Consider the following 25,869-nt stretch of genomic DNA (forward strand, 5'->3'; position numbering starts at 1 on the left):
GCTATTGCTCGGGAAACTCCAGCCTGCGAACATCATAACCAAGCTGACTTGCTTTACGGACCATTGTCTTGAGTTTGGCCTTTGATGGAACTGTGCGCGCATAAATCCATAGATTGGTCATGTCGGGATCAGCGCTGATAAACCAGTTCTTGTCCGGTGATTTATAGAGGACCCAATAGTTGAAGGTGATCAGCAATGGATAGCGGACACGCATCTTGGCCTTGTCGCTGTCAAAATCGAGTATGCGCCCTGTTCCACGGACAGTCTTCAATCGACCCTGCGGATTACCGACGCGACATCCGTCTTCGACAATTACCTGATCTGGTGATTTGCCGCGGTGATATGAGGAATAGCCGGCGACGCAACCATCGGTCAGCCACATCGGCCGGCGACCGATCTCAAGCCATGTCCCGCGATAATGGTCAGCACCAACCTTGACCACTTCAGGCTCGGCTGCCGTAGCGGTGTGCGGCGCGAGTGTTCCGGCGAGCCAGAAGACGCCGACGAGGCATTTCCAAAAGTCCTGCATGTCATCCTCCAGTATATTTACCTAGCATTTCTCCCGGTTCGCGGGTTCCGCAACCGTCGACAAACCTGCGTATCGTATAGCGATGAGCGTCATCAGGCATGCGGCCGCGAAAATGTTGAGATCGAGAAGCACGGCAAGATCAGTATCACTCCAGCCGTGGAATGGCGGTCCACCGATATAGCGCGACAAAAGGAAGATGGCGAAAGTGACAGCTGTCACACTGCGTTGAATCCATTTTTCTTTCGTTCGGAAAGAGACTGCCGCGAGCATGATACAGGCCCCGAAGAACAATTCCGTCCCGGAGCTTTCGCCAAATAACTTTGTCTCGAACAAGGTGTCGAATGCCCCCACGATGGGAAGCGAAATCCGCGCAATGATGGGCCAACGACGGGCGATGAACGGAATTGCCAAAAAGACCGGAGCCGCGAGCAGCGAACCAAGTGACGCAACGACGCCATCGCCGACGAGATACCAGACATAGACCGGATAAAATGGCTTGTTGAGACATATGACCCAAGCGATCGTAACCGTCGCCTGGGTAAGAGGATCGAGAGGAACTCGTTGCGCGCTCATAGCCTTGCCGGTTTCAGCAGATAATGGCCTACACCCCAGATATCGCCGTCATCGTGACCGAACAGGCCGGCGGTCGCGAGGAAGAACAGCCGCCAGCGGCGTAGCCAGAGGGGTGCGTCCTTGCCGTAAACCTCTGCGAAAATAGGTTCGATCTGATCGGACTCCCGGTCGAAATTGGCGAGCCAGTCGAGCGCCGTACGACGATAATGAGTTCCGGACCACCGCCATTCCTCCTCGACCGCGAACAGATCCTCGAAACGATGAGGCAGGTCATGTGCCGGCATGATACCGCCGGTAAAGAAATGATGGGCGATCCAGTCTGCAGGATCGTCGTGGTCGAAGCGGTAGGAGCGGTCCTTGTGAGTGAAGACATGCAGGAAAAGCCGACCTTCCGGCTTCACCCAGTCGCGGGCACGCTCAAAGAGTTTCCGCCAGTTGGACATGTGTTCGAACATTTCGATCGAGACGACACGATCAAAACGCTGTTCGATCGAAAATTCGTTCATATCGGCGGTTATCACCGACAGGTTGGAAAGTCCGCGCTGATTGGCCGTCGCCAGGATGAAGGCGCGTTGCGAGGAGGAGTTGGAAACGGAGACGATACGCGAGTTCGGAAACTGCGCCGCCAGATAAAGCGAAAGCGAGCCCCAGCCGCAGCCGAGTTCCAGGATCGTCATGCCATCCTCGATCGCGACATGCCTCACCGTTTCGGCGAGGGCATGAACCTCCGCTTCCTTCAGTGTCGTATATTCGGTCGGATAAAGGCAGCAGGAGTATTTTCGGCTCGGGCCGAGAACCCGCGAAAAGAAAGCCGCGGGCACTTCATAATGCTGGCGATTGGCCTCGTCCGCATGGATCGCCACCGGGTATTGGTTCATGGCATCGACAAACAGAGTTTCCTGGCTGGCCGCCGTGGCGGCGAGACGACGCTTGGTACGACCACAAAGGAAGTCGATACCCGCGAGCGTCATACCATCGGTCAGAGGCGCGCGTTCGGCGGTGTTGATAGCGAAGGCCAGCATGTTCATTTCAACTCTCCTTCTGGGTGGATATCCTGCCTTCTGGGGCCGGGGAAAAAAGCATTCACACGCCGCTGCAGGGCGCGAAATTTCTGGCCGCGCGAGCGCAGCATATGGTCTTCGAGCGGTGGGATGCCTGAGACATGCACGAGCAGCCAGTACATGAGGAGCGGCGCCAACAAGGACAGCCAGCTCGCAATGGATGGAGACGCGGCAAACAGAAACCAGCAACACCAGAACATCCACTCGAAGAAGTAGTTCGGGTGGCGCGAATACCTCCAGAGGCCCGTCTCGCAGATCTCGGTCTTTGCCTGCGGCGTCTTTCGAAAGCGGCTTAGTTGCAGATCCGAGATTGCTTCGCCTGCGAGCGCCAAGACGGCGATGACGATGCCGACAAGGTCGAGGATGCGAGGGAAGGGCGCTTCGTTCGTGGCTGCCATGTAGACCGCCAGAACAAGAATGAAGGCGGCGAGAGCCTGGATTTGCAGAAAGACGAAGAGCCGCCAAGAGGCGTTTTCGCCCCATTCTTCGATGAATTTTGCATAACGGGGATCCTCGCCTGCTCCCCTGGTTCGGGACCCGATATGGCTACCCAACCTCAGTGCCCAGGCCGCTACCATCACCAGAATTGCAACGCGCCGCTCGGAATCTCCATCGGCGAAGAGCGCCGAGAGGATCCCACCTACACCGACAGCAAATGACCAAATCGTATCGATCCATCCACTCAAGCCGGTCGCGCGCTGGATAGCCCATGCGCCAGCCATGGCCAATGACAGCCAGAATGCGATGACGATCAGCAGAAGCATGTCCATGGGCTCCTCCCAAGGCAAGGTCTCATTGCCTTCACTGAGATCTACGGAGAAAAAGCCCATCCAGTTTCATGACAATCAGAAAAAATCGAAAAATTCTTCTCCTCCGGGAAACTAAAAGCCGGAAGCGCTCGTAACCTCTTGCAGATGCATCGAAGCAATCCTCGCAACTGATGGAGGGAGAACTGCATGAGTTGGTCAGACGAGGTCACCGGGACGCAACTTGATCTTTCGCAGGCGCCCGCAGAATTCGGCTGGGCGGGCACCATGCTTGAGAGGTTCTTGGCGGGTGTGAGCTACGGCCATATCAAGATCGTGCTTCCATCCGGTCAGGTCATCAACAAGCAAGGTGTTCAGCCCGGTCCCGAGGCGATCATACTGATCCGAAATTGGCGGATGTTGCGTCGGGTGATTGCGGCAGGCGATATCGGATTTGCGGAAGGCTTCATCGAAGGTGACTGGACAACGCCCGATCTGACGGCGGTCATCCGTTTTGCGGCCAGGAATGGAAAGGCACTGACGCCGGCCATCGAAGGCGGCTTGCTGATGCGTGCCGTCAACCGCATGAAGCATCTGTTTCGCGCCAACACGAAGCGTGGCAGTCGCAAGAATATCGAAGCGCATTATGACCTCGGCAATGACTTCTATGCGCTGTGGCTTGATCCCTCCATGCTCTATTCTTCAGCGATCTTCGAAGAGACGACGCGAACTCTGGAGGAGGCGCAGAGCAGAAAACTGGACCGTATCGTCGAGAAACTCACGCTTGCGGGCGGAGAAAGCGTTCTCGAGATCGGCTGCGGCTGGGGCGCACTTGCCACTCATCTGGCAAAGGTGAACCGCTCTAAGGTAACCGGGATCACCTTGTCGCCCTCTCAGCTTTCATGGGCGAACGGTGTTGTCAGACAATCCGGCTTATCAAGCGACGTCACGCTCCTTCTCAAGGATTATCGCGACACCGACGGGCAGTTTGACCGTATCGTTTCCATCGAAATGTTCGAGGCCGTTGGCGAGGCCTATTGGCCGAGCTATTTCGATAGTTTGAAACGTTGTCTGAAGCCCGGCGGTCGTGCCGTTCTGCAGATAATCTCGATAGAAGAAGAGCGGTTCAGGACATATCGGGGAAGCACCGATTTTATCCAGCAATACGTTTTCCCCGGCGGTTTCCTGCCATCGGACAGTGCCTTGTCGGCGTCTGTCGCTCGATCGGGTCTGGCTGTCTGCGAGATCGAGCATTTCGGGGCTTCCTATGCCCGGACGCTGGCGGAATGGCGAATTCGTTTCGAGGAGCACTGGCCACAGATCGCCGCACAGGGTTTCGACGAGCGATTTCGGCGTCTGTGGCTCTACTACCTTTGTTACTGCGAGGCAGGTTTCGAGGAAGGGACGATCAATGTCGGTCTCTACACGATCGAGCATGCATCGATGCCGGGAGAAGGAGGTCTGTCGTGAAAAAGATGAGCATAGTGATGATTGGTGCTTGCCTCACATGGGGAGCGGCCGCCCATGCCGCCGATATAGACGGCCAATGGGCCCGTGGCGATGGAAACGCAAAGGTGACGATCGCGCCATGCGGATCCGACATCTGCGCGGTCAATACCTGGATAAAGCCGGGCACGCCGAAAGAGAAGGAAGGCGACAAGCTGGTCATGAGCATCAAGCCTGATGGTGACGGCATCTATTCCGGCAGCGCTTTCGATCCGCAGCGGGACCTGACCTACCGGCTCACCGTGACGGTCAAGGGAGACAGGATGACGACGAAAGGCTGTATCGTTGCCGGCCTGTTGTGCAAAGGCATTAACTGGACCCGGATCGATTGAGTGCACCTCAAGAGGAAATGCCTATGAAAAGGTATCTTGTCGCCTACCTGGTAACGTTGATCGCGATGGTTTTGATTGATGCCGTGTGGTTGAGCATCATGGCGGACCGCCTCTACCGCCCTGTGATGGGCGACATGCTGGCGCCGGAATTCCGGCTTATCCCGGCGATAGTGTTTTATCTGATCTATCCGGCTGGACTGGTGTTTCTGGCAGTTCGGCCCGCATTCAGGCAAGGAGCGCTTTCTAACGCGGTCCTCTCTGGTGCCGTCCTGGGCTTTACTGCCTATGCAACCTATGACCTGACCAATCAGGCAACATTGATACGCTGGTCGACAGCATTGACGCTCGCTGATCTTTGCTGGGGTACGTTCCTGTCTGCAATTGCGAGTGGTGCCGGTTATTGGATAACCACGCGCCTTTTCGGCGGCTTCACTTCGGAAGGGCGCGGCTTGTAATGTGATTTCCTTATCACGATGCTTCTTTGGCAATGCCAGGCGGGATTGTTGCCGAAAAAAGTTCGCCGGGCACTCTTGAGCAAGCCGACGACAGTCAAGCGAAATAAAAGGCTTCAGGCCCACGAGGCTTTTTTCTAGTCGTCGCCGGTGTCTGGAGCGTTACAATGATGGTGCACTTCAGGTCGTGCCGGCCTCGGAACAGGTGTCCGAACCAGACCCTGTTTATCACCAGATTACCGTCCCAAATAGTTCGTGGGCGAAATTGTCGAGCTACCAATCGGCGAGGCTGAGAACGAGAAAGGCTGGCATTGCAACCGGCAAGAGGGGCGCCTACAGACGATTGATGCAGCCGCATGCGCCGGCCGATCCCGTCCTGGGCTACGGGAATGGCCGGCCGGCGCATTATGAGATGACGTCAGGCGGTGAGGTGCTGGTCGAAGAAGCTGTTGAGCTTGTCGAACGGGATCAGATCGACGCGGTCGTAGAGATCGACATGGCCCGCTCCCTTGACCCATACCAGTTCCTTCGGCTCGGACGCGCGCTTGTAAGCGTCTTCGCTAAATTCCTTCGAATGGGCCTGGTCGCCGGAGATGAACAGCATCGGGCGAGGGGAGATCGTCTCGATGTCGTTGAACGGATAGAAGTTCGCGAATTTGACGATACTGCTCATCGTCGGCTTCGTTGTCGTCTGGGGCGTGGCGCCGGTGGGGGTAAACTCGCCCCGCGGCGTGCGATAGAAATCGTAGAATTCGCGCTGCACCGGATCTGTGTCTGCCGTAAGGGCGAGCGTCGTTCCGCCGACATACTCGATTGCTCCACCGTCGGCTTCAGCCCAGCGCTGCTCGGCCGCTGCTGCGATGAACTGCTTGCGCTGCTCGACCGTCTGCGACTTGTTCAGGGCGTCACGGAAGGCAGCTCCCATATCGTACATGCTGACGGTGGCAATTGCCTTGATGCGCGGATCGATCTTGGCGGCGCTGATGACAAAGCTACCACTGCCGCATACCCCGATCGCGCCGATCCTTTGGCGATCCACGAAGACATGCGAACCGAGGAAATCTATGCCGGCACTGAATGCCTCAGCATAGACTTCAGGGGACACAAGATTGCGAGATTGTCCTTCGCTCTCGCCCCAGAAAGGCAGATCGATCGACATGGCGACAAAACCCTGCTCGGCAATCTTGGTCGCATAGAGGTTGGCGCTCTGCTCTTTGACAGCACCCATCGGGTGGCCGACGATGATGGCCGGGTTCTTTGCCGCCTGGTTGAGATCCTTGGGGAGATAGAGGTTGCCCGCGACATGCGTCTGGTACTGGGTTTTGAAGGTGACCTTCTGAAGGGTCACCCTGTCGCTGGTGTAGAAATTGGCGGCGCCGTTGGACATGTCTTGTGCCTCTGCAAAACTGGTGTTGAAAATGGACATCATGCCGAGAGCGGCCGCGGCGGCGCTCGACATCTTCAGGAGATTGCGTCTGTCGATACTGGAGTTCAGGGGCTGCGCGTCATTGAGTGCTTGCTTGTTAGTCATTTGCTGTCTCCTTCATATGTTGAGTTTGAAACTGGGCCACGGTGGCATCGGCGGGAGCGTTCAGATCGGAATGATCCGAAGTGGAAACTCCCCTCGGGTAAGAAGCGGCTCGAAACCGAGATCGAAGCGGCCGAGACGGATCAGCCCTCTCGAATGCCGGTAGTCGGCGTGGTAGAAGACGAGATTGCCCCAAGGCGCGAAATAGGCGATGTCGCCTGGACGCCCGTCGCCAAAAGGGACATCCTGATGTTTGGTCAGCTTGCGCGGCAGATAGGCGATCTTTTCGTTGGTCGAGTAGTCCTCGATCTTGAGATCGAGCGGCAGCAATCCGAAAAGCTCCAGCGACGCCGGGCTTTCGTCGAGGGTTGCTGCCATCTGGTGATCGCTGAATGTCATCTTGAACTTCATGGCGCGTCCCATTTTATTCGACTGTGCGTGTGACCACGCCGGAGCTGAAGCCATGGCGACCATCGCTACGATCGCGGAACGGCGGTCGATCATGGCCAGACCCTTCGTGCCATCGGCCCGGCTGCGAATGCGAGGGTCGATGAAGCGGCAAGGAGCAAAGCGGCGAGCAGAAATGTCGTCCCCCAGCCGGCGCTGTCGAACAGTATCCCTCCGAATGAAGCGCCCAGTGTAATGGCCAACTGGATTGTCGCGACCTGCAGACCGCCGCCCGCCTCAGCATCGTCGGGCATCGTCCGGGTCAGCCAGGTGCCCCAGCCGACAGGCGCGGCTGTGGCGAACAATCCCCAAGCTAACAGCAGGAGAGCTGTGGCCGTGACCGATGAGCCGAAAGCGATCAATCCGAGTGCAATCACGGCCATGATGAGAGGGATCGCACCGAGGATACTGAACAGCCGCTTCTGGAGAAGGTGGCTCACCCCATATGTCCCAGCGACACCCGCGAGCCCCATCAACAGGAGCAAAAGCGAGAGTGTGGAGATGGTCACGTTCGTCACGGTTTCCAAAAAGGGGCGCAGGTAGGTGAACAGTGCGAACTGGCCCATGAAGAGCAGCATGATGGACGCCATGCCAATAGCGACCTGAGAATGGGTGAGCAGCCTGAAGACGTTGCTCGGGCCTTCGCTGCGTTTCGGCGGTAACGAGGGAAGGCTGACCCACTGCCAGACGAGAGACAACAGCGCCAGCGGCACGACCGCGAAGAATGCTCCACGCCAACCGACATAGTTCCCGAGAAAACTGCCGAGCGGCGCAGATATCGTCGCCGCAATGGCATTGCCTGCATTGAGCATCGCCAGTCCCTTAGGAACAGATTGTTCGGGTACCAGCCGCATGACGACCGCCGCCGACATCGACCAGAAGCCGCCGATCGCCACGCCGAGCAGAGCGCGGCCTATCATCAGCACCAGATAGTTCGGGGCGAAGGTTACGATAGTTCCGGAGACGATCAGGAACAGCGAAAACGACGTCACCACCACACGCCGGTCGATCCGCTGCGTCAGCCCTGCAACGAAGAGACTTGTCACCACCGCGAAGACGCCGGAAATCGAGATCGCCTGGCCCGCATGTCCTTCGGTCACATCGAGATCTGTGGCGATCGGCGACAGAAGGGCGACAGGCATGAATTCCGATGCGATCAGGACGGCGACGCAAAGCGCCAGCGAGAAGACAGCGCCCCAGGCAGCAACCGTTACTTTGGTGTCTGGCGCATTTTTGAGTATCGCGTCTGGCCCGAATGGGCCGATGTCGTCTGTTCTTTGCTGAGCTTTATAGGTCATGGCCAAAATATAGTCTGACGCGACTTTCATGATTAGCCATTGCAATCCTCTTGGACTTATCGATTCATGACATGAATGACTAAGCTTGAGGGCTGCTGATGAAGCGCGAAGACCTGAATGACATGCTTTGGTTTCTGGCGGTTGCCGAGGAGCGCAGCTTCACGAAACCCGCGGCCAAGCTCGGAACGTCTCAATCGACGATCAGCCACACGATCAAGCGGCTTGAGGCTCGCATGGGGTTGCGACTTTTAACCCGCACGACACGTAACGTTTCCCCGACAGAAGCCGGCGAAAGGTTGATACGTTCGCTGGCACCGAGGATCGAGGAGCTCGAAACCGAGATCGACGAACTGATGGAGATCCGGGACAAGCCGTCCGGGACCGTTCGGATCACCCTGTCGGACTATGCGCAGGAAAGCGTGGTATGGCCGAAACTTCGGTCCGTTCTGCGCCATTATCCCGACGTCAGGGTTGAGCTCAATATGGACAACGGGTTTCGAAACATTGTCGAAGAGAAGTTCGACGCAGGTGTTCGTCTTGGCGAGAGCGTCGACAAGGACATGATCGCCGTCCGAATTGGTCCCGACTGGCGCCTGGTCGCAGTCGCCTCTCCAGAATATCTGGCGGCGCATGCTACTCCCAGGACACCCCAGGATCTGGTTGGCCACGACTGTATCAACCACCGGCAAGCGAGCGCTGGTGGGCTCTATGCCTGGGAGTTCGGAAAGGATGGCCGGGAAGTCCGTGTTCGAGTCGACGGGCAGCTGATTTTCAACACGTCCTATGCGATGATAGGCGCCGCGGTCAGCGGCTATGGCATCGCTTACGTGCCGGAAAGCCTCGTCGTGGACGAGATCGCTTCCGGGCGGCTTGTCCAAATCCTGGATGATTGGTCCCCGATGTTTCCGGGCTACTATCTCTATTATCCGAGCCGCCGGCAGAACTCGCCGGCATTCAAGGTGATTGTCGATGCCTTGAAGGTTTGATTTTACGCTTTGTCACGCCCGCACCTTCCCAGTGCCATCGGCTTGGCGAGCCAAAGGGACATGTCACCATCAGCATCGGAGTGACAACAGTGTGAGGTGAACTTTCTCAGTCGGCCCTTTTCACAGTCCGCCGACCAAGCGCTATACATTGCAAGAGCTGGCGGGCTTGATCGCGTCGCTGCGTCCACCGTCGATATGAGACAGCGGGTTGTTGATAGTGAATGCTCATCGGCTTGATCTGCAGATCCCCTTACTTGAGCGCAACGTCACAGTTGGCCAGCCAATGAAACAAACACGGATTATCGCTCGTTTATGTGTCGCGAGCGCACGTAAATTCGAGCGCCCCGACAGGTAAAGGTTTATGGGGCACTGCCTTGTTTGGTTGGAGTAGCACACTAATTCACATGGTCTCAAGGAGAGCACATGACAGACCTTAAGACGGAAAAAGCACGGACAGGCGTTGAAGGTCTGGATGATATTCTTGCCGGAGGCCTGACCCGTCGTCATGTATTCCTGCTTGAAGGATCTCCTGGTGCCGGAAAGACGACTATTGCGTTGCAGTTTCTCCTTGAGGGCGCCTCACTCAAGGAGCGGTGTCTTTATATCAGTCTGTCCGAGACGGAAGACGAGCTTAGGGATAGTGCACTCTCACATGGCATCGACTTTGGCGACACGATCGAAATTTTTGAGCTGGTTCCACCCGAAAGCCTCCTCGACGAGGATCAGCAGCAGAGCTTGCTCTATTCGTCTGATCTGGAGCTTGGTGAAACAACTAAGCTGATTTTCGAGGCATTTGAGCGGGTGAAGCCGCATCGTGTCGTTATCGACAGCCTGTCCGAAATCCGCCTCCTTGCACAAAGCTCGCTTCGCTATCGCCGACAGATTTTGGCGCTCAAGCATTACTTCTCGCGCTCAGAAGCAACGGTTCTGTTGCTCGATGATATGACATCCGATCAGTTCGACAAGACGGTCCACAGCGTCGTTCATGGTGTTGTTCATCTGGAGCAGCTTGCTCCGGACTATGGGGCGGAACGCCGGCGGCTGAGGGTCATCAAATATCGTGGCCAAGCCTTTCGCGGTGGCTATCATGACTTTATTATCAGGACAGGCGGCGTAGCCGTCTTCCCTCGCTTGAGGGCAGTTGAGCACAGGGTCAACTTCGAGCGCACAACATTGAAGAGTGGTATTGCCGAATTCGACGACCTGCTTGGCGGTGGCATCGAGCGAGGTTCCAGCACGCTGCTGATAGGCCCGGCCGGCACGGGCAAGAGCTTCTTTTCTATGCAGTTTGTCGAGGCCGCGGTCAAGCGCGGAGAAAAAGCGGGGGTGTTTCTCTTCGACGAGGAGCTTGGCCTGCTGTTCGCGCGGACCAAGGCTATGGGCCTCGATCTCGAACAGATGCGAGACGAAGGTCTCCTCCACATCGAACAGCTCGATGCCGCAGAGCTTTCGCCCGGTGAATTCGCACAGCGCGTCCGTGATCGGGTCGCGGGTTTCGATGCCAAGACCGTCGTCATCGACAGTATCAACGGATATCAGGCATCCATGCCCGGCGAAAATGCTCTGATCCTGCACATGCACGAGCTGTTGCAGTATCTTAATCGACAGGGCGCCAACACATTCCTGACCGTGGCACAGCATGGTCTTGTCGGGGACATGAAGTCGCCGGTTGATGTGACCTACCTTGCCGACACGGTCATCTTGCTCCGCTATTTCGAAGCCATGGGTAAGGTCAGGCGTGCTATTTCGGTGATCAAGAAACGTACTGGCAGACATGAGGACACGATACGCGAATTCAAGATCAGCAATGCTGGCCTTACCGTCGGCGAGGCGCTTTCCGGCTTTCAGGGCGTGCTACGCGGCGTGCCGACCTTTGTCGGTGAACGCGGCCCCCTGATGGCGCTTTCTGACGAGGACCGCAACAATTCCTAATCGCAACGCCATTGGCCTGATTCATGCCCCGCGCGGCCGCGATGCTCAGATCGCTGCCTCCCTCCTTGCAGCGGCAGGCATCGAAAGTCGCGTCATCCCAGACCTTGTCGGGTTTGTCGAGGCGCTTGGTGACGACGTGTCTTTTGCCGTCGTCACGGAAGAGGCGGTGCGATCAAGCGACTTGCGCGGGCTTTCGGCTTGGATCGAGAGGCAGCCAAGCTGGTCCGATCTTCCTTTCATTATCCTGACAAATCGCGGCGGAGGGCCGGAGCGCAATCCGGCTGCATCTCGCCTGTCGGAAGTGCTCGGCAATGTCAGCTTCATCGAGCGGCCGTTTCACGCCACAACATTCGTCAGTGTCGCCCGTTCAGCATTGCGGGGACGACGTCGCCAATTCGAGGCGCGCCTCAGGATCGAGGCGCTCGACGAAGGTGAACGGCGCCTGCAGACTGCACTGGAAGCTGGCCACCTTGGTGCCTGGGAGCTTGACCTCGCCACAATGGTACTGACGACGTCGCCGACATGTCGGAGCGTTTTTGGTCGTGGCTCAGAGGAGCATTTCACTTACGAGGACCTGATTGCCAGTATCCATCCCCACGACATCGAGCGAATGAGAGCGTCGGTTGATCTGACGATCACAACAGGCCGAGACTATTCGATCGATTACCGCACGATCTGGCCGGATGGCTCACAACACTGGGCAGAGATTCGTGCGCAGCTCTATCGGGACCGTGCCGGCCAAGCCATCAAACTGGTCGGCGTATCGGCAGACATTACAGACCGCATTCGCCAAGAGGAGCAGCAGCGTCGTCTGAACGAAGTGCTGGAGGAAAGGGTTCTTGAACGAACGAAGGAGCTCGAAGACGCCCACGCCATCGTCATGGCAGAGATCTCGCAGCGCCAGCACGCAGAGGAGCAATTGCGCCAGGCCCAGAAGATGGAGGCGATTGGCCAGCTGACCGGCGGTGTTGCGCACGATTTCAACAATCTGCTGATGGCGGTGCTTGGTAATCTCGAGCTCTTGCGAAAGCATGATGCCGGAGATGCCAAGGCAGAACGGCTGATCGACGGAGCCATGCAGGGCGCTAGGCGCGGCGCATCGCTTACCCAAAGACTGCTGGCCTTTGCCCGCCGGCAAGATCTCCAGATCGGTCCGGTAGATCTGCGTGGACTTGTGTTTGGCCTGGAGGATTTGCTGAAGCGCTCGGTCGGCACCACCATTCTAATCCAAATTATCGTTCCGGACCATCTGCCATCGGTATCCGCGGATTCGAACCAGGTCGAACTCGCCCTGCTCAATCTTGCCGTCAATGCCCGAGACGCCATGCCGGGAGGCGGCTCCCTGCGCATCGAGCTCAGGCAAGCGGAACAGGTCACTCCCCAAGGGACACTTTCGGCTGGCCGCTATGTTGTTGTGTCCGTCACCGACCAGGGGGTGGGCATGGACGCAGCAACTTTGAAAAAATCCGTCGAACCGTTCTTTTCGACCAAGGAACTTGGCAAGGGCACAGGTCTTGGCCTTTCGATGATCCATGGGCTGGCACTGCAGCTCAAAGGCGATCTGAAGCTGACCAGCAAAGTGGGTGTAGGCACCACCGCCGAATTGTGGATCCCCGTGTCGAATGACGACGAAATCCGGCCGGATGTCGCTAAGATGGCTGTTGAGAAGGCCGCTGCCGCAGCAAGGCCCCTGCGGATCCTGCTTGTCGATGATGACGCGCTTATCGCCATGAGCTCGGCGGACATGCTAACCGATTTGGGACATGATGTCGTCGAGGCGCATTCCGGCCGCGAGGCGCTCGAGTGTCTCGGTGATGGCAACGGCTTCGACCTGATGATCACCGATTTCTCTATGCCAGGAATGAACGGCGGTGAGCTTGCAATGGCGGCGAGAGCCGTGCTGCCGAGCCTGCCAATCCTGATCGCTTCCGGCTATGCGGAGTTGCCGCCGGGCGTGGGGCTCGATTTTGCGCGCCTTGGAAAGCCGTACACCCAAGACCAGCTTTCAGCCGAAATCGGGAAGTTGACCACCCATTGAACAATAAGCCCTGTTGCTTCATTACAAAACAGAGCGGGATAAATGCTGATCATCGAATAGTGATGCACAGTCAATAGCCGGTTATTGTCGGTTAAAGCAGCCGAACTGTTTCAAACCGCAACCTGTGCCTAACTCGTCTATTGCATTGAATACCTGGCATGCTCCATCGGCATCCATCTCCCAGTTACTTGTTGCACGGCTCACGGCTCGTTGAGATGTACCCATTCGCCTTAGGGTTCGACAGTGCCGCTTTAGCAGCTACTTCTGGCGGCAAAGTGGATTTCAGCCGAGAAGATGCCCAGATCACCAACGCACAATCGGTTTTCATCGCAGTGTCTATCCGCTACCCCAAGCTACCGGTTCGTACGACCCTCCAATCCGGTTTGCCTAGGTTATAGGGCCAAGGATGAACCTCGCGGTCATTGAAATAGACGACCTCTTCAAGAAGCGGAAATTCTTCGCGATCTCGTGTGACGTCGCCCATCCAAGCAGTCAGATAGCCGTCGCCGCCTTCATAGCCCAGTTCGGCCACCCAGACGGGTTTGGAGAATTCTTCGACAAGACCGTATCCCTGAAGAAGATTGTCGCTGAAGCTGCGCGGATTTCCGTGGGCAATCCTGTCGAATGCCTCGAGCCCGAAAACCGACAGGCCGACATAATCGACGTAATTGCTGCCGGGATAATAGTCCCGCAAGCCGGGAACGCCCTTGGGCGACCACATCAACTGCGCTTTCGGCGCTTCCTTTCTGACGATATCCATCATTCTGCGGTAGGCGGTTATATAGGCGTCAGGCCTCCAGCCTGCCCAGGAGAAGCGACTTTCACGATCTTCCATTTCCTGCGCCCAGCGAACGACGGCCGGGCTCTTCAGCTGTCCGATCAGATGTGCGATTTCGCGCATGTTCCGATCGTATGTGCCATTGAGGATACGTGTCTGGAGCTCGCCGGAAGTGAGACGGAAATTTTCGTCCCATGACCACGGCTCCACGGTGATCAGCAGGTTACGCTTGCGTTGCAGGGCATAAGCGTCGGCTGCGGGTAATGACGATAGGTCTACATCCTCCCAGGGCATGAACAACGCCTCGGTCGTTACATTCGCCTGTTCGGCAAAATCTCCGTGCGGATCATAGGCGCCGAACCTCAGTCCCGGCGTATGCACTGTCGGACGTTTGTCCCGGATACGGCTACCGGCGGTCGCCGATAACAGGTTTTCCCCCTGTGCGAGGGCAAAATGACAGGCGCCAGCCACTGCAATGGTCGCTATGCCTGCTCCGACGAATTGTCGTCTGTCGATCGATTTCATAACGGGCCTCCTTCCGTCAATTTCCAGATGTTGATGCCTGCCACTTGCGAATATGCGATGCGACCGTGTCGGCGCTGACAATCTTGGCAGATTCATCGCCCTTACGCTCCGGCGCATGGCGGAACACATACCAGTGACCGAAGGGATGGCGCCGCTGGAAGATGGTATCGCCGATCCTGACATGGCCGAAACAGGTCGCAGCGCGCGCGTTGCTGTTGCTGGCATACCATTTTGCCAGAATGCAGAGCTTTCCATTGTCATCAACGACCCAGCGTCCCTGGCCCACCGACGGCTTGCCGCCTTCACGTGTATAGGCGGAGAAACGATTGTCACCGGTATCGAACCGTCCTCCGCCCGCGCTCCAAAGCCAAGTCCTGTCGCCGTATATCGCCTTCAGTTCCGAGGCCGGAACGGGGGCGGTCGGCGGCGGTGTAAACGTCTTCTCGGCCAGGGCAGGCAAAGGCCCCAGGACGGTGACGAGGAAGACGCCAGCCAGCCATAGATGTTTCTGTTTCATTGTCTCCTCCTTGTTCTCAACGCAAACATCCGGGTGAGAAACCGGTCTAGATATCCTGTTGCGCACCAAAGCCGTTCCAGTGGAAACGGAACGTCGTGATCTTGGTCCGGCTGCGATGACCGGCGCCTGCCACGGTGAAGCGTGTTTCGCTGAAGCTGACGATGTTCTGGCCGTAGGAAAGTGCCTCGACGGAGCCTACGGCGTGTTGGCCCAGTTGCCCGCCGCCGACGAGAACGGCAGCGACAGCACAAAGGGATGCCATCGTGATGCCTTTGGCCCGCGCCACTGTGAGCATGCCGTTTTCCCGGCCATGCCTGAAGGCGATCAATGTCGCAACTGTCGCATAGGCAAGCGTGTTGATCGCTGCGAAGATATAGAAACCACGCGTCTCGTTCACCTCCGGTGCGCCGACCATGGCCGCCGCGCTGCAGGCGGCCAGGGCGAGATAGGGAAGAATGATCCTTGTCGGTAGCATTCGCGACTGCTCGCCCTTGGGCGTAATGCGAAAGTCGACAAAGCGGCTGCCGAGGGTGTCACGAACCGCCATCAGGGTACCGGCCAGCGACCATGGCCAGCGGACCAAAAGGAAGAGCATGCCCTCCCAGCCGAACAGTTTGGCACCGCATGGACGATAAAGCCCCGTTGAACGCCAGAAGAATGCCAGCCCGACGAGCACGATCGAGAGGGGCATGAAATGCTGCAGAAACTGCGCATAGCTTACCTCCGCGAATGCACGGCCGGTCGCCAGCGAAAGGAGCGGCATGGCAAACATGACCGCCATAAAGAGGGAAAACAGCGGATACCACAGTTGCGAAAAGACGAACTGAAACCTCAGCCTTGAAGGCAGCCTGCCGATCAGATGCGGCGAATATTGCAGCAGCAGGCTCGTCAGGCTGCGTGACCACTGAAATTCCTGGACGGCAAGGTCTGCGAAGGTGGCAGGGCCGTCGCCGTGAGCGATCGCATCGACGGCATGAACACCACGCCATCCGCCGGCATTCATCATCAAAGTGGTGGAATGATCTTCGGCAAGTTCCGGACCCAGTCCGCCGATCTGTTTCAGCGCCTTCGTACGCACGGCATAGTGGGAGCCAATGCATAGTGGCGCCCATCCATTATTGTATCCGACCTGCAAGGCGCCGTGCAGGCTCGCTTCGACGTAAAGCCGGCCGCGCGCTGCCCAACTTTCTTTCGCATTGGCATCACATATGCTCGGCGCAGAGACATAACCGACTGCCGGATCGGAAAAGGGCTTCATCACCTCTCTGAGATAAGTGAGTTCCGGCACGTGATCCGCATCGAACTGTGCAACGAAGTCATATCGGTCATAACCGTACTGATCGTAGAAATAGGCGAGATTGCCCTCCTTGCAGCGCGTGCGGCGCGGCCATTCGGACCTATGATATGCTTCCACGCCCTTGCGCGTGGAAATGAACACGCCGCGCTCATTGCAGAATTTTCGCGTCTCTTCGGATGGGTCCTCGTCGGCCAGCCAGACATCATAGTCCATTTCGACCTGGTCAAGCATAGCAAGCAGGGTTCGGCGCACGACGCTGAAGGGTTCTGACGGGGCCTTGGTGACCACCATGGCAATCCGTCCATTCGGAGGCGGGACGGAGGCCTTCATGCGTCGTGCGCCGAAGAAGATTGCGATGAAATAGAACGGGATGAGTGTGATCCAAGCGAGAATGACGCTCATCGATATGAACAGCGGCCAGTTGCCGACATGTTCCGGCTGCAGCCACCAGCGCCAGAAATGGATGACCGCAGCAAGCCATATGAACGCACCAATACCGTAGAAAAGCTTTTGCCGCCCGCAGAAGATGGGTTCAAGCATCGACTGATCGACGACGTTCTGATGCCGGGCCGGGATGTTGATCTTTCTCATCATCGGACAATCTCCAGACCAAATGTCGGGCCGGCCGTGCGGATGATTGTGGCAAGGTCGGAGCGCCAGGGCACAAAGCCCAGCGTTGAATGTGCCATGGCCGTATCGGCAAACAGGATCGGCGGATCCCCCGCACGCCTTGGGTGAAAGGCGACCGGAACCTGCAGCCCCGTGAGGTGGGATATGGACTGCAGGATCTCCCGGATTGACGTCCCACGCCCCGAGCCGAGATTGACGCGAAGCGTATCGCCTCCGGCGAGAAGATGACGTACTGCGGCGACATGGGCATCAGCGAGATCGGACACGTGGACATAATCCCTGACACAGGTGCCGTCGGGGGTGTCGTAGTCAGTGCCGAATACTTCGAGCAGGTTCAGCCGCCCTGCGGCGGCCTGCAACGCGCGGGGGATCAGGTGTGTCTCGGGCTCGTGCCGTTCGGAAAGATCTCCTGCAGGATCTGCTCCGGCGGCATTGAAGTAACGCAGGGCCACGTAGCTAAGTCCGTAAGCGCTGCCGTAATCCTCGAGCGCATGCTCGAAAACGAGCTTGGTACGGCCATAGGGGTTAATCGGCTTCTGCTCACAGTTTTCGCGGATCGGAAGCTGATGCGGCACCCCATAAGTCGCACAACTGCTGGAGAAGACCATGTGACCTACGCCGGCCGCCAGGCATGCATTCAGCAGTGAAAGACCGCCGATGACGTTGTTGCTGTAATATTTGCGCGGATCGTTGACGGATTCGCCGACATAGGCATTGGCGGCACAGTGGATCACACAGCGCACATGGGAACGCTCAAGGTTTTGCCGAAGTCTTTCAAAATCTGCGATATCGAGCCGGATCAGCGGCCCCCAGCGAACTGCGTCGGCGTGACCGGTGGAGAGATTGTCGAGGGCAATTACCTGGAAACCAGCTTCCGCAAGCGCCTTGCAGACATGGCTGCCGATGAAACCTGCTCCTCCGGTCACGACGACGGTATCGGTCATGTCAGGCGACCTCCACCGGCTGGGCTGGTGTCGCTGAGCGAAGGACGCCGTCAAAATAGCCGATCGTGCGGGAAAGGCCCTCACGAAGCGGCACGCGAGGTTCCCAGCCGAGCTTTTCGCGCGCAAGGCCAATATCCGGGCGGCGTTGTTTGGGGTCATCGATCACTGCGGGCATGTGGATGATCCGTGAGCGCGAATTCGTTAGTTCCAGTACGAGTTCGGCGAGCTCAATGACGGGTATTTCGACCGGATTGCCGAGATTGATCGGCCCGATGACGTCGGGGCCGGCATTGGAGAAACGAATGAAGGCCTCGATCAGGTCGTCGACATAGCAGAGCGAGCGTGTCTGCATGCCGTCTCCATAGATCGTGATATCTTGGTTGGTCAGGGCCTGGACGATGAAGTTCGAAACGACCCGGCCGTCATCGAGGCGCATGCGCGGCCCATAGGTGTTGAATATTCGGCCAACCTTGACGTCGGTCCGGTATTTGCGGTGGTAGTCGAAAAGCAGTGTTTCGGCGCAGCGTTTGCCTTCGTCATAGCAGCCGCGCGGGCCGATCTGGTTGACGTTGCCGCAATAAGCTTCCTGCTGTGGGTGCTGCAGCGGATCGCCATAAACCTCGGATGTGGACGATTGTACGATGGTTGCACCGTGCAGCCGGGCCAGTTCGAGGCCATGAAGTGCTCCGAGCACGCCAGTCAATAGCGTGCCGACAGGATCACGTTGATAGTCCGGTGGCGAGGCAGGGGAGGCGAAATTGAAGATCAGAGAGACATCGGCATCATAGGCATCGCGGACATCCTGTTCGATGACACTGAAATCCGGGTTGGACATCAGGTGGCTGACGTTACTACGGCGCCCGGTCGAGAAATTGTCGAAACAGATGACGCGATGGCGATCCTGAAGAAGTCTTTCACATAGGTGCGATCCCAGAAAGCCCGCGCCGCCCGTCACGAGCACGTATCGTGGCAGAGGCCTTGTTGCAATATCCGCCAGACCTGGAGCCGTAATCCCGATTTTACGCATAAACCTACCTCCTCCGGCAGACGCGGCCTGCCGGTCGATATTTCCAGAGTTGAAAGGAGCAAGCGGGTTCGCTTGGATGCTATCTGCGTGGTTCGTTTGAAGAAAACGCTGGAAAACTTTAACGCTCTCTTAACCGAATTAGCTGCCTAAATTTTAATCTCGTCAAACAAAAAACTTCATCATTACACGAATTTAGGAGGGGATTAAGGTTAATTGCCGAGGCGGATTAACCCGTATGGGCTAGGCTTTCCGCCAGGTGTTTCATGCGTGCATGATTTGCTAATGTAAACGGATTAGCCTAGGCGGCGATTACAGTTGAACACCCCGGAGCCCATCGTGAGCAGGAACAGCAATTCAATTCGTCCAATGTTTTTTGCCGGATTGTGCGCGGTCATCTCATCCTGCTCGGTCGTGGATGGCGACGTGGCAGACAACAAAGCGGGCGCCAAGAAAGTGCCGGCTGTCAGTGCGGTCGCGGCAGGCTCGTTCAAGGCGAATAGCTACGCCTTCTCTTCCGCAAAGCCTGTTGCCATTGCTATGAGGGATGATACGGGTGAAGACGCAGATCCGCAGGGATCATCGTCCTATCTCGGGAGCGCGCCCTATATCTGCACGCCGAGCGGCTTTGGACGCAAAGCGCACTGCTTCCTGCGGTAGCGCATCGCGCGGATCAGCGTAGCGATGGCTCGAATCCGGTTCGTCCCTCGTAATCGAAATATCGTGAAGCGGCTTCGGTACGGTTACGTACATGCATCTTCTTGTAGATGTTTCGGATATGCACCTTGACCGTGTTTTCCGACAGTTTCAGCAGGCCGGCGATTATCTTGTTCTGGGTTCCCTTGCACACTAGGTCGAGAATTTCCACTTCACGTGTGGTCAGCATAAACGGCTCGCAATTGGCGTGGCCCGGATGATGGGGTGGTTCGACGCGAAATTTTGAGGGGCTTCCATAACCCGCCCCGTTAACACTCAGGTGCTGCAGCAAAGCGGAAGGAAAATGTTCCCCGCCTTTTATCAGCAAATCGATGGCCGCAAGAAAAACGTCCAGGCGCAAATTCAGTGGAAGAACACCGTCAATCTGCTGGGCGGCTGCCAGTTTCTGCAGATTGCGATCGCTTTCTTCGTGATCGTTTATGACGATACCGATGGATAGACTGTGGTCGATTTGCTTGAGGTGACGAATTAACTCGCCCAGTTGGGCCTTGTCCTGATAGTGAAAGAGAATGAGGCGCGTATCTGTACCAACGTCGACCGGGAAATAAGCCAGATTTGCATACGTCGCCACCTGCATTTCTGGAAATCGGCGGCGTAGTGTCTCTGCAAGACATTCCATCAACAATCCTGGTTCTGCAACGAGAACCATTGTTCGACGTCCAGTATCACCACGAATGATTGAGAGAGATTCGGGAGAGTTCGTATCGGCTATAAACACCACTAACTCCTGACACTTTAACGTGATGCTTGTTATCCGGACCAAGAGGAGATGGCGGATTAATTAGCACTTTCGAATTTCAATGTAATTCCAATTTAGAATAGTTCAACACTTCGCACTTGCGGGGATAAAGGCGTTTCGGGATATGGTAAATCTCATCGGAGCGCGGGGGGAACAAAACAACCCCAGCAGGACTATTTGCAGAGTAATTGCGATGTTTATCGACACTTGGAACTGACTACGTAACCGGATGTCCAGAATTCCATCGATTGACGTGTGCACCATGTCCATTAATTTGGATTTACTGAAGGTTCCGCCGCAATAACGGCGCTTGCCGCTTTGGCTCAAAACAACTCGCACCGCACGACGACCATCTTCAGCCAATCGAGCCAAAATCCCTGCGGCCTGTGTTCTCAACCCGTCGGACGAAGCACCTGTTAGTCACCCCAAGGTGCATCAACTCCGAGAGCTTTCCCAATGGTTGGAAGGTCAGGTCTGGATCAGACCTATGCAGGCGATCTTTCGAACATCAGCGGGTTTAGCAGTTTGAAACAAAGCACTCGATCTTGAGCGCTCTGCTGGTGAGGTGCAGTAAAGCGAGGATGTCAGAAAAATTGCCGTCAATGCTCTCATCTCTCAGCCCGTCAAAAACTCGAGGTTGACGCGCAACCAATAGGCCCCAACTAGCCGCTGCTGCTGCAAACGAAGCGGGTAACAGCGTCAAGTGCTCTGGATGTCTGCATTCAAAATTCGGATCAGAACCCATGCATAAATGGGGCTCCGACAACGTGATCTGCGTCATTTCGCAATTCTAATTTAGTCCTACAATGTTCGTGGCATGGACAAAAGAAAGCACGGGAGGGCTTGAGATGTCGAACACATGCATATTGAGCGTTGTTGGCGTGGATCACGGCGACAAAGATCTGGCCGCGGCAGTAAGGATGACGTGTGACGCCGGAGGGGAACTTCAGGCTATTCTCGTATCCTGTGTCCCGTATCCTCTGATCGGAGGCCCCGGATACGGAGGCGATAGCCCGTTTGCCTTGATCTGGGAGGAGCATCGACGCCTCGAAACGCAGGCGAATGAACTGACATCTGTGCTCACGGCTGGCGGGTTACGCGGCATGGTGACCCCTGTCTTTTGTTCTTCGGGGCAGGTATCCAGCCATGTCGCCCGTCATGCCAATTCCGCGGACATCACCGTGATCGGAGGAACCATGGCAAATGACCTCCATCTCGCCAGGCGGGTGGTCGACGGCGTTTTGTTCCACTCTTCATGTCCCCTATTGATCCTTCCAAAGCGGAGGGTCGCAACTCTTCGACCAAAACAGATCGTGGTCGCCTGGAACGGCCGGCGCGAAGCTTGGATTGCGGTGCGGTCATCTATAACTCTCCTTCAGAACGCCAATCGCGTTCACGTTGCTCTCGTCGACGTCGATAGTGAGGCTTCAGGAGAGGCGAATGGTGCCGATCTTGCGGGCTTTCTGTTGCGTCATGGAGTTGAGGTGGTGATTGATCACCTTCACGGAAGTGACGATCCGGCCATTGTCCTGCAGCGGCATGCCGAAAGCCTTGATGCTGATCTCATCGTCATGGGTGCCTACGGTCATTCGCGGCTTGGCGAGCGTATTCTGGGCGGTACGACCGAAACGATGCTTCAGCATCCTGCGATCCCGGTTTTGATGGCGCGCTAAATGCGTATCGCCTTATGGTGAGGGAGCTTTGTATATGACATCAGCAAAAGCTGGACGAAAGGATCTGCGCGATCCGGTTCTTCGCTTTTTCGGCGCAGCGAGAGGCGTTACGGGGTCGTGTTTTGCGATCGAGACCTCAGATACATTTGTGCTGATCGATTGCGGGCTTTTCCAGGGTTCCAAAACGGAAAAGCAACTTAATTATCGGGAATTTCCCTTCGATGTTGCTTCAGTTGATGCGGTCATTCTCACTCATGCTCACATCGATCATTCAGGCTTGCTGCCAAAACTTACAAAACGCGGCTTTGCCGGCCCTATCTATGCCACGCCAGCCACGGTAGATCTCTGTAGTGTCATGCTTCCCGATGCTGGCCACATCCAGGAAGTCGAAGTCGATCAGAGGAACAGGCGCTATCGTCAGCGAGGCGAGGAGGAGGTCGAACCGATCTACACTGCCGATGACGCCTATCAGATGTTACACCGCTTTCACGCGGTCGAATGTGAGCGCTGGCAGTCAGTTGTACCGGGCGTTCGGTTTCGCTTCTGGAATGCCGGTCATCTGCTCGGATCGGCTTCAATCGAAATGGAAGTCGGCCCGGATAATCCTATCCGCATCCTGTTTTCCGGAGACATCGGACCGGACAACAAGCTTTTTCAGGCTGGGCCAGTCGCGCCAAAACATTGGGACTATGTGGTCTGCGAAAGCACCTATGCGGACAAGGATCGCGTTGATGCCACGATTGAAGGTCGGCGTCAGCTCCTCGGTCGGGAGGTTCGCGCCGCCTCGCGCCATGAGAATGGCGCACTGATCATTCCTTCCTTCGCGGTGGAGCGGACTCAGGAGTTGATGACTGACCTGATCCTGTTGATGCAGCAATCGGAGATCAAGACTGTCCCGATTTACATCGATTCTCCACTTGCGACACGGGCGAGCGAGATTTTCCAAAAGCATAGGCATGACTTCAATCTGGGTGTCGCCCTTGATCGCGCCATGCATGCCAAGAACGTCCACTTTACCGAAAGCGTCGAACAGTCAAAGGCTCTCGATCGGGTCCGCGGTTTTCACATCGTGATCGCCGCAAGCGGTATGTGCGAAGCTGGCCGTATCCGGCATCGCTTGAAGAACTGGCTATGGAGAGAAGAGGCAACCGTGCTGTTTGTCGGCTATCAGGCGGCCGGCACACTTGGAAGACTACTCGCCGGTGGAACGACGCCCGTAAAGATCCAGGGCGAGGAGATCACGGTCAGAGCGCAAATCCGCCAGATCGATGCCTATAGTGGTCATGCCGACGGTCCCGAACTGGAGCGCTGGTTGCGAAGCCGCTTGCCAATCTCGCACGGGATCTTCCTCGTGCATGGGGAGGAAGCCGCCTTGACCGCGATGAGGCACCGCGCTGCCGACTGCACACCCGCGACCCCGGTATTCGTGCCGTTCATCGATAGCGCATTCACCCTTAACGATGGTGGCCCAACCGATATCTCCGTGTCCATGCCATCGCCGAGAATCGATCCCCTGACCATCGGGCACAGAGACTGGAATAATGACTATCAGGTGCTCTTGCAGGACATCAACGAGACGGTTCGCGCCGCGGCCGACGATCGCTCCAGAGCCATCCTTTTGCGCAAATTCCGGCGAGTCTTGCAGGACGAACGGTAAGCGTTGGCCACGGCTGTTTTTGCGCGACGGAGGTCGGATCAAATGAGTGCACTGTCCAATGTCAAACTAGAAAGATACCGCGTCGCTATCCTGGTGACGGTGGCGGCTGTGGGCCTGATCACCGGGCTGCTGGCTCAGCACTATCAGCTTTATTATGTTGCGCAAATCGCATGGTCGTCGGCGAGCTGCGTGGTCATCGCCGTGCTTGCGATTCAAGTGGTTCAGGCGCTGCGCGGCGGCGATTTCGGCCTTGATATCGTTGCTCTGATCTCCATGTCCGCTGCTCTTGTCTTTGGCGAGCATCTGGCGGCAAACGTTGTTGCCCTAATGTATGCTGGCGGGCAGTGGTTGGAAGACCTTGCTCGCCAAAGGGCCGGACGCGAAATGAGCGCGTTGTTGGGACGGGTAACGCGGACCGCCATGCGATATCGTGGTAATGCACTGGAAGAGGTGGCGCTCGGTACAGTCCGGCCGGCGGACAGACTGCTGATCCGAGAGGGTGAGGTGCTACCGGTCGACGGCCGTGTCGCAAGTGAATACGCCACTCTTGATCTGTCCACCCTTACGGGCGAATCCTTGCCCAGGACTTTTAGCAGGGGTGAGGAAGTGTTTAGTGGTTCGAGTTGTGTCGGGCCAGTCTTCGATCTGAGCGTAAGCCGGCCGGCATCCGAGAGTGCTTATGCCAATATTCTGCGCCTGGTAAAGGCGGCACAGGACAGCAAGGCTCCTCTGTCGCGCATGGCCGATAGATATGCGGCCGGCTTCCTATTGCTTACGCTCGCAATGGCCCTGGCGACGTGGGGGTATAGCGAGGATACCATGCGGGTCGTTGCCGTGCTTGTGGTTGCGACACCGTGTCCCCTTATCCTCGCAGTCCCGATCGCATTGATCGCAGGCATGTCGCGCGCTTCGCGCATCGGTGTGCTGATTAAAGGAAGCGAAGCGCTGGAGACGTTAGCAAACATTCGCACGGCAGTGCTGGACAAGACCGGCACCATAACGTCTGGACAGGCGAAACTCGTGGAGACAAGGGTGCTGGCACCCTACACAGACCAGGATCTGCTCACATATGCGGCGAGCCTAGATCAGGCTTCGGCCCATGTGACCGCGACAGCGCTGATCCGCGAAGCGGCCGAACGGAGCCTGACGCTCATTCCTCCAACGAATATCGACGAGACACCCGGCTCTGGGCTGGAGGGTGTGGTCGCCGGCCGGAAAGTTATCGTTGGTGGCATCGCTTTTGTCCGTGAACGCTGTACCGCCTCGGAGCGTGACAGTGTGACCGAGATCGGCGCATCCGACGGTCTTCCAAATGCTATGACCGTGGGCGTTGGCCTGGACGGCCGATTTGCCGGCATCCTTACATTCGCGGATCAGATGCGGCCAGATGCAACCACTGTCATAGAGAATTTGCGAGATTCAGGGATAGACAGGATCATATTGGCATCCGGCGACCGAGCTGCAATTGCGGAAAGCATGGGCAGGGCGGTGGGAGTTGACCTCGCACTCGGTGATCTGTCGCCCGAAGCCAAGGTGCGGATCATTCAGGACGAGCGGCATCGCGGCCCGGTCATGATGGTGGGCGATGGCGTCAATGATGCCCCGGCACTCGCTGCCGCAGATGTCGGTGTGGCCATGGGAGCCAGAGGCAGCGCGTCTTCCTCCCAGGTGGCAAGCATCGTCCTCATGGTCGACGAACTCAAGGCACTTGCAGCGGCAATGACAATTGCTCACGGTAGCAAAAAAATCGCAATGGAGAGCGCAATTGTAGGGCTTGGCCTCTCCGTTTCGGCCATGATCGCGGCGGCGTTCGGATATCTTTCTCCTGTTGAGGGCGCGGTAATACAGGAAGGCATCGACCTTGTGGTCATCCTGAATGCACTGCGAGCACTGCGCTAAAGATTATCGCGCGGCCCCTTGAAATCTGTTCAATAGGCATT

General features: G+C 56.9%; 23 protein-coding genes and 2 pseudogenes. 11 read left to right on the forward strand and 14 right to left on the reverse strand.

Annotated features, from left to right (window positions below):
- Position 1 precedes the first annotated feature (1 nt).
- From ACI3K0_RS20315 to ACI3K0_RS20330, 4 genes are read right to left on the reverse strand one after another with little or no spacing between them, the layout of a single operon-like run.
- Positions 2-529, reverse strand: a complete 528-nt coding sequence (locus tag ACI3K0_RS20315) for a lipocalin family protein (RefSeq protein WP_206827531.1) — start codon at positions 527-529, stop codon at positions 2-4.
- 21 nt (positions 530-550) lie between these two features.
- Entirely contained in the window at positions 551-1,102 is a 552-nt protein-coding gene (locus ACI3K0_RS20320; RefSeq protein WP_404946104.1) for a hypothetical protein, read from the reverse strand.
- Positions 1,099-2,130: a cyclopropane-fatty-acyl-phospholipid synthase family protein gene (locus ACI3K0_RS20325; protein ID WP_148144196.1), complete on the reverse strand. Its 1,032-nt coding sequence runs from the start codon at positions 2,128-2,130 to the stop codon at positions 1,099-1,101. The genes ACI3K0_RS20320 and ACI3K0_RS20325 overlap by 4 nt, the downstream gene beginning before the upstream one ends.
- Positions 2,127-2,927, reverse strand: a complete 801-nt coding sequence (locus ACI3K0_RS20330; RefSeq protein ID WP_206827716.1) for a DUF1295 domain-containing protein — start codon at positions 2,925-2,927, stop codon at positions 2,127-2,129. The genes ACI3K0_RS20325 and ACI3K0_RS20330 overlap by 4 nt, the downstream gene beginning before the upstream one ends.
- A gap of 192 nt (positions 2,928-3,119) precedes the next feature.
- Here ACI3K0_RS20330 and ACI3K0_RS20335 point away from each other — a divergent pair, with 192 nt between their 5' ends.
- From ACI3K0_RS20335 to ACI3K0_RS20345, 3 genes are read left to right on the forward strand one after another with little or no spacing between them, the layout of a single operon-like run.
- A complete protein-coding gene (locus ACI3K0_RS20335; RefSeq protein WP_206827528.1) occupies positions 3,120-4,379 on the forward strand; it encodes a cyclopropane-fatty-acyl-phospholipid synthase family protein in 1,260 nt (419 codons plus the stop codon).
- A gap of 5 nt (positions 4,380-4,384) precedes the next feature.
- Positions 4,385-4,747 carry a DUF2147 domain-containing protein gene (locus tag ACI3K0_RS20340; RefSeq protein ID WP_206827715.1) on the forward strand — a complete coding sequence of 121 codons (363 nt, stop codon included), beginning with the start codon at positions 4,385-4,387 and terminating at the stop codon, positions 4,745-4,747.
- Between the two features lie 23 nt (positions 4,748-4,770).
- Complete coding sequence (locus tag ACI3K0_RS20345; RefSeq protein WP_206827527.1) at positions 4,771-5,202, forward strand: DUF2177 family protein; 432 nt, start codon at positions 4,771-4,773, stop codon at positions 5,200-5,202.
- 415 nt (positions 5,203-5,617) lie between these two features.
- On the opposite strand, the gene ACI3K0_RS20350 is transcribed toward ACI3K0_RS20345, so the two are convergent.
- From ACI3K0_RS20350 to ACI3K0_RS20360, 3 genes are read right to left on the reverse strand one after another with little or no spacing between them, the layout of a single operon-like run.
- Positions 5,618-6,730 carry an alpha/beta hydrolase gene (locus tag ACI3K0_RS20350; protein ID WP_404946105.1) on the reverse strand — a complete coding sequence of 371 codons (1,113 nt, stop codon included), beginning with the start codon at positions 6,728-6,730 and terminating at the stop codon, positions 5,618-5,620.
- Positions 6,731-6,790: 60 nt separating this feature from the next.
- Entirely contained in the window at positions 6,791-7,231 is a 441-nt protein-coding gene (locus tag ACI3K0_RS20355) for a cyclophilin-like fold protein (RefSeq protein ID WP_286194963.1), read from the reverse strand.
- Complete coding sequence (locus ACI3K0_RS20360; RefSeq protein WP_404946106.1) at positions 7,228-8,472, reverse strand: MFS transporter; 1,245 nt, start codon at positions 8,470-8,472, stop codon at positions 7,228-7,230. The genes ACI3K0_RS20355 and ACI3K0_RS20360 overlap by 4 nt, the downstream gene beginning before the upstream one ends.
- A 98-nt stretch (positions 8,473-8,570) precedes the next feature.
- Here ACI3K0_RS20360 and ACI3K0_RS20365 point away from each other — a divergent pair, with 98 nt between their 5' ends.
- From ACI3K0_RS20365 to ACI3K0_RS20375, 3 genes are all read left to right on the forward strand, one after another.
- The gene (locus ACI3K0_RS20365) at positions 8,571-9,458 is read left to right on the forward strand and encodes a LysR family transcriptional regulator (RefSeq protein ID WP_404946107.1); all 888 of its coding nucleotides are present in this window, start codon (positions 8,571-8,573) and stop codon (positions 9,456-9,458) included.
- A gap of 423 nt (positions 9,459-9,881) precedes the next feature.
- Positions 9,882-11,390, forward strand: a complete 1,509-nt coding sequence (locus ACI3K0_RS20370) for an ATPase domain-containing protein (RefSeq protein WP_206827523.1) — start codon at positions 9,882-9,884, stop codon at positions 11,388-11,390.
- Positions 11,365-13,428, forward strand: coding sequence for an ATP-binding protein (locus tag ACI3K0_RS20375; protein ID WP_404946130.1), 2,064 nt, complete (start codon positions 11,365-11,367; stop codon positions 13,426-13,428). Before ACI3K0_RS20370 ends, ACI3K0_RS20375 begins: the two co-directional genes overlap by 26 nt.
- 343 nt (positions 13,429-13,771) lie before the next feature.
- On the opposite strand, the gene ACI3K0_RS20380 is transcribed toward ACI3K0_RS20375, so the two are convergent.
- From ACI3K0_RS20380 to ACI3K0_RS20400, 5 genes are read right to left on the reverse strand one after another with little or no spacing between them, the layout of a single operon-like run.
- Entirely contained in the window at positions 13,772-14,731 is a 960-nt protein-coding gene (locus tag ACI3K0_RS20380) for a glycoside hydrolase family 26 protein (protein WP_404946108.1), read from the reverse strand.
- A gap of 16 nt (positions 14,732-14,747) precedes the next feature.
- Positions 14,748-15,248: a DUF995 domain-containing protein gene (locus tag ACI3K0_RS20385; RefSeq protein ID WP_404946109.1), complete on the reverse strand. Its 501-nt coding sequence runs from the start codon at positions 15,246-15,248 to the stop codon at positions 14,748-14,750.
- Positions 15,249-15,294: 46 nt separating this feature from the next.
- Positions 15,295-17,139, reverse strand: coding sequence for a glycosyltransferase (locus tag ACI3K0_RS20390; protein WP_404946110.1), 1,845 nt, complete (start codon positions 17,137-17,139; stop codon positions 15,295-15,297).
- On the reverse strand, positions 17,136-18,119 hold the full coding sequence (gene galE / locus ACI3K0_RS20395) for a UDP-glucose 4-epimerase GalE (protein WP_183829946.1): 984 nt from the start codon (positions 18,117-18,119) through the stop codon (positions 17,136-17,138). The genes ACI3K0_RS20390 and galE overlap by 4 nt, the downstream gene beginning before the upstream one ends.
- Position 18,120: 1 nt before the next feature.
- On the reverse strand, positions 18,121-19,146 hold the full coding sequence (locus ACI3K0_RS20400) for a UDP-glucuronic acid decarboxylase family protein (RefSeq protein ID WP_404946111.1): 1,026 nt from the start codon (positions 19,144-19,146) through the stop codon (positions 18,121-18,123).
- A gap of 423 nt (positions 19,147-19,569) precedes the next feature.
- Between ACI3K0_RS20400 and ACI3K0_RS20405 the strand changes: the two genes are divergently transcribed.
- Positions 19,570-19,803 carry a hypothetical protein gene (locus ACI3K0_RS20405; protein WP_183829940.1) on the forward strand — a complete coding sequence of 78 codons (234 nt, stop codon included), beginning with the start codon at positions 19,570-19,572 and terminating at the stop codon, positions 19,801-19,803.
- Between the two features lie 13 nt (positions 19,804-19,816).
- Here ACI3K0_RS20405 and ACI3K0_RS20410 read toward each other — a convergent pair whose 3' ends face one another.
- Together ACI3K0_RS20410 and ACI3K0_RS20415 are read right to left on the reverse strand one after the other, a co-directional pair.
- Positions 19,817-20,029: a response regulator transcription factor gene (locus tag ACI3K0_RS20410; protein WP_394353699.1), complete on the reverse strand. Its 213-nt coding sequence runs from the start codon at positions 20,027-20,029 to the stop codon at positions 19,817-19,819.
- Between the two features lie 86 nt (positions 20,030-20,115).
- A pseudogene (locus ACI3K0_RS20415) lies at positions 20,116-20,233 on the reverse strand (DNA-binding response regulator); the annotation flags it as partial.
- Positions 20,234-21,002: 769 nt separating this feature from the next.
- Between ACI3K0_RS20415 and ACI3K0_RS20420 the strand changes: the two are divergent.
- From ACI3K0_RS20420 to ACI3K0_RS20435, 4 genes and pseudogenes are all read left to right on the forward strand, one after another.
- Positions 21,003-21,086, forward strand: a pseudogene (locus ACI3K0_RS20420) (arsenical resistance protein ArsH); the annotation flags it as partial.
- Between the two features lie 709 nt (positions 21,087-21,795).
- Positions 21,796-22,272, forward strand: coding sequence for a universal stress protein (locus tag ACI3K0_RS20425; RefSeq protein ID WP_353654272.1), 477 nt, complete (start codon positions 21,796-21,798; stop codon positions 22,270-22,272).
- A 34-nt stretch (positions 22,273-22,306) separates the two neighbouring features.
- Complete coding sequence (locus tag ACI3K0_RS20430; RefSeq protein ID WP_404946112.1) at positions 22,307-23,929, forward strand: MBL fold metallo-hydrolase; 1,623 nt, start codon at positions 22,307-22,309, stop codon at positions 23,927-23,929.
- 42 nt (positions 23,930-23,971) lie between these two features.
- Positions 23,972-25,828 carry a heavy metal translocating P-type ATPase gene (locus ACI3K0_RS20435; RefSeq protein ID WP_206829015.1) on the forward strand — a complete coding sequence of 619 codons (1,857 nt, stop codon included), beginning with the start codon at positions 23,972-23,974 and terminating at the stop codon, positions 25,826-25,828.
- Positions 25,829-25,869 lie beyond the last annotated feature (41 nt).

It is taken from the genome of Rhizobium sp. ZW T2_16 (assembly GCF_044987325.1).
GTDB classification, from domain to species: Bacteria; Pseudomonadota; Alphaproteobacteria; order Rhizobiales; family Rhizobiaceae; genus Neorhizobium; species Neorhizobium cellulosilyticum.

Bases quoted from the DNA above. Each gene is read 5' to 3' on its own strand.
- ACI3K0_RS20315 (WP_206827531.1), bottom strand. From the start codon at position 529: ATGCAGGACTTTTGGAAATGCCTCGTCGGCGTCTTCTGGCTCGCCGGA.
- ACI3K0_RS20320 (WP_404946104.1), bottom strand. From the start codon at position 1,102: ATGAGCGCGCAACGAGTTCCTCTCGATCCTCTTACCCAGGCGACGGTT.
- ACI3K0_RS20325 (WP_148144196.1), bottom strand. From the start codon at position 2,130: ATGAACATGCTGGCCTTCGCTATCAACACCGCCGAACGCGCGCCTCTG.
- ACI3K0_RS20330 (WP_206827716.1), bottom strand. From the start codon at position 2,927: ATGCTTCTGCTGATCGTCATCGCATTCTGGCTGTCATTGGCCATGGCT.
- ACI3K0_RS20335 (WP_206827528.1), top strand. From the start codon at position 3,120: ATGAGTTGGTCAGACGAGGTCACCGGGACGCAACTTGATCTTTCGCAG.
- ACI3K0_RS20340 (WP_206827715.1), top strand. From the start codon at position 4,385: ATGAGCATAGTGATGATTGGTGCTTGCCTCACATGGGGAGCGGCCGCC.
- ACI3K0_RS20345 (WP_206827527.1), top strand. From the start codon at position 4,771: ATGAAAAGGTATCTTGTCGCCTACCTGGTAACGTTGATCGCGATGGTT.
- ACI3K0_RS20350 (WP_404946105.1), bottom strand. From the start codon at position 6,730: ATGACTAACAAGCAAGCACTCAATGACGCGCAGCCCCTGAACTCCAGT.
- ACI3K0_RS20355 (WP_286194963.1), bottom strand. From the start codon at position 7,231: ATGATCGACCGCCGTTCCGCGATCGTAGCGATGGTCGCCATGGCTTCA.
- ACI3K0_RS20360 (WP_404946106.1), bottom strand. From the start codon at position 8,472: ATGACCTATAAAGCTCAGCAAAGAACAGACGACATCGGCCCATTCGGG.
- ACI3K0_RS20365 (WP_404946107.1), top strand. From the start codon at position 8,571: ATGAAGCGCGAAGACCTGAATGACATGCTTTGGTTTCTGGCGGTTGCC.
- ACI3K0_RS20370 (WP_206827523.1), top strand. From the start codon at position 9,882: ATGACAGACCTTAAGACGGAAAAAGCACGGACAGGCGTTGAAGGTCTG.
- ACI3K0_RS20380 (WP_404946108.1), bottom strand. From the start codon at position 14,731: ATGAAATCGATCGACAGACGACAATTCGTCGGAGCAGGCATAGCGACC.
- ACI3K0_RS20385 (WP_404946109.1), bottom strand. From the start codon at position 15,248: ATGAAACAGAAACATCTATGGCTGGCTGGCGTCTTCCTCGTCACCGTC.
- ACI3K0_RS20390 (WP_404946110.1), bottom strand. From the start codon at position 17,139: ATGATGAGAAAGATCAACATCCCGGCCCGGCATCAGAACGTCGTCGAT.
- galE (WP_183829946.1), bottom strand. From the start codon at position 18,119: ATGACCGATACCGTCGTCGTGACCGGAGGAGCAGGTTTCATCGGCAGC.
- ACI3K0_RS20400 (WP_404946111.1), bottom strand. From the start codon at position 19,146: ATGCGTAAAATCGGGATTACGGCTCCAGGTCTGGCGGATATTGCAACA.
- ACI3K0_RS20410 (WP_394353699.1), bottom strand. From the start codon at position 20,029: ATGCTGACCACACGTGAAGTGGAAATTCTCGACCTAGTGTGCAAGGGA.
- ACI3K0_RS20425 (WP_353654272.1), top strand. From the start codon at position 21,796: ATGGCAAATGACCTCCATCTCGCCAGGCGGGTGGTCGACGGCGTTTTG.
- ACI3K0_RS20430 (WP_404946112.1), top strand. From the start codon at position 22,307: ATGACATCAGCAAAAGCTGGACGAAAGGATCTGCGCGATCCGGTTCTT.
- ACI3K0_RS20435 (WP_206829015.1), top strand. From the start codon at position 23,972: ATGAGTGCACTGTCCAATGTCAAACTAGAAAGATACCGCGTCGCTATC.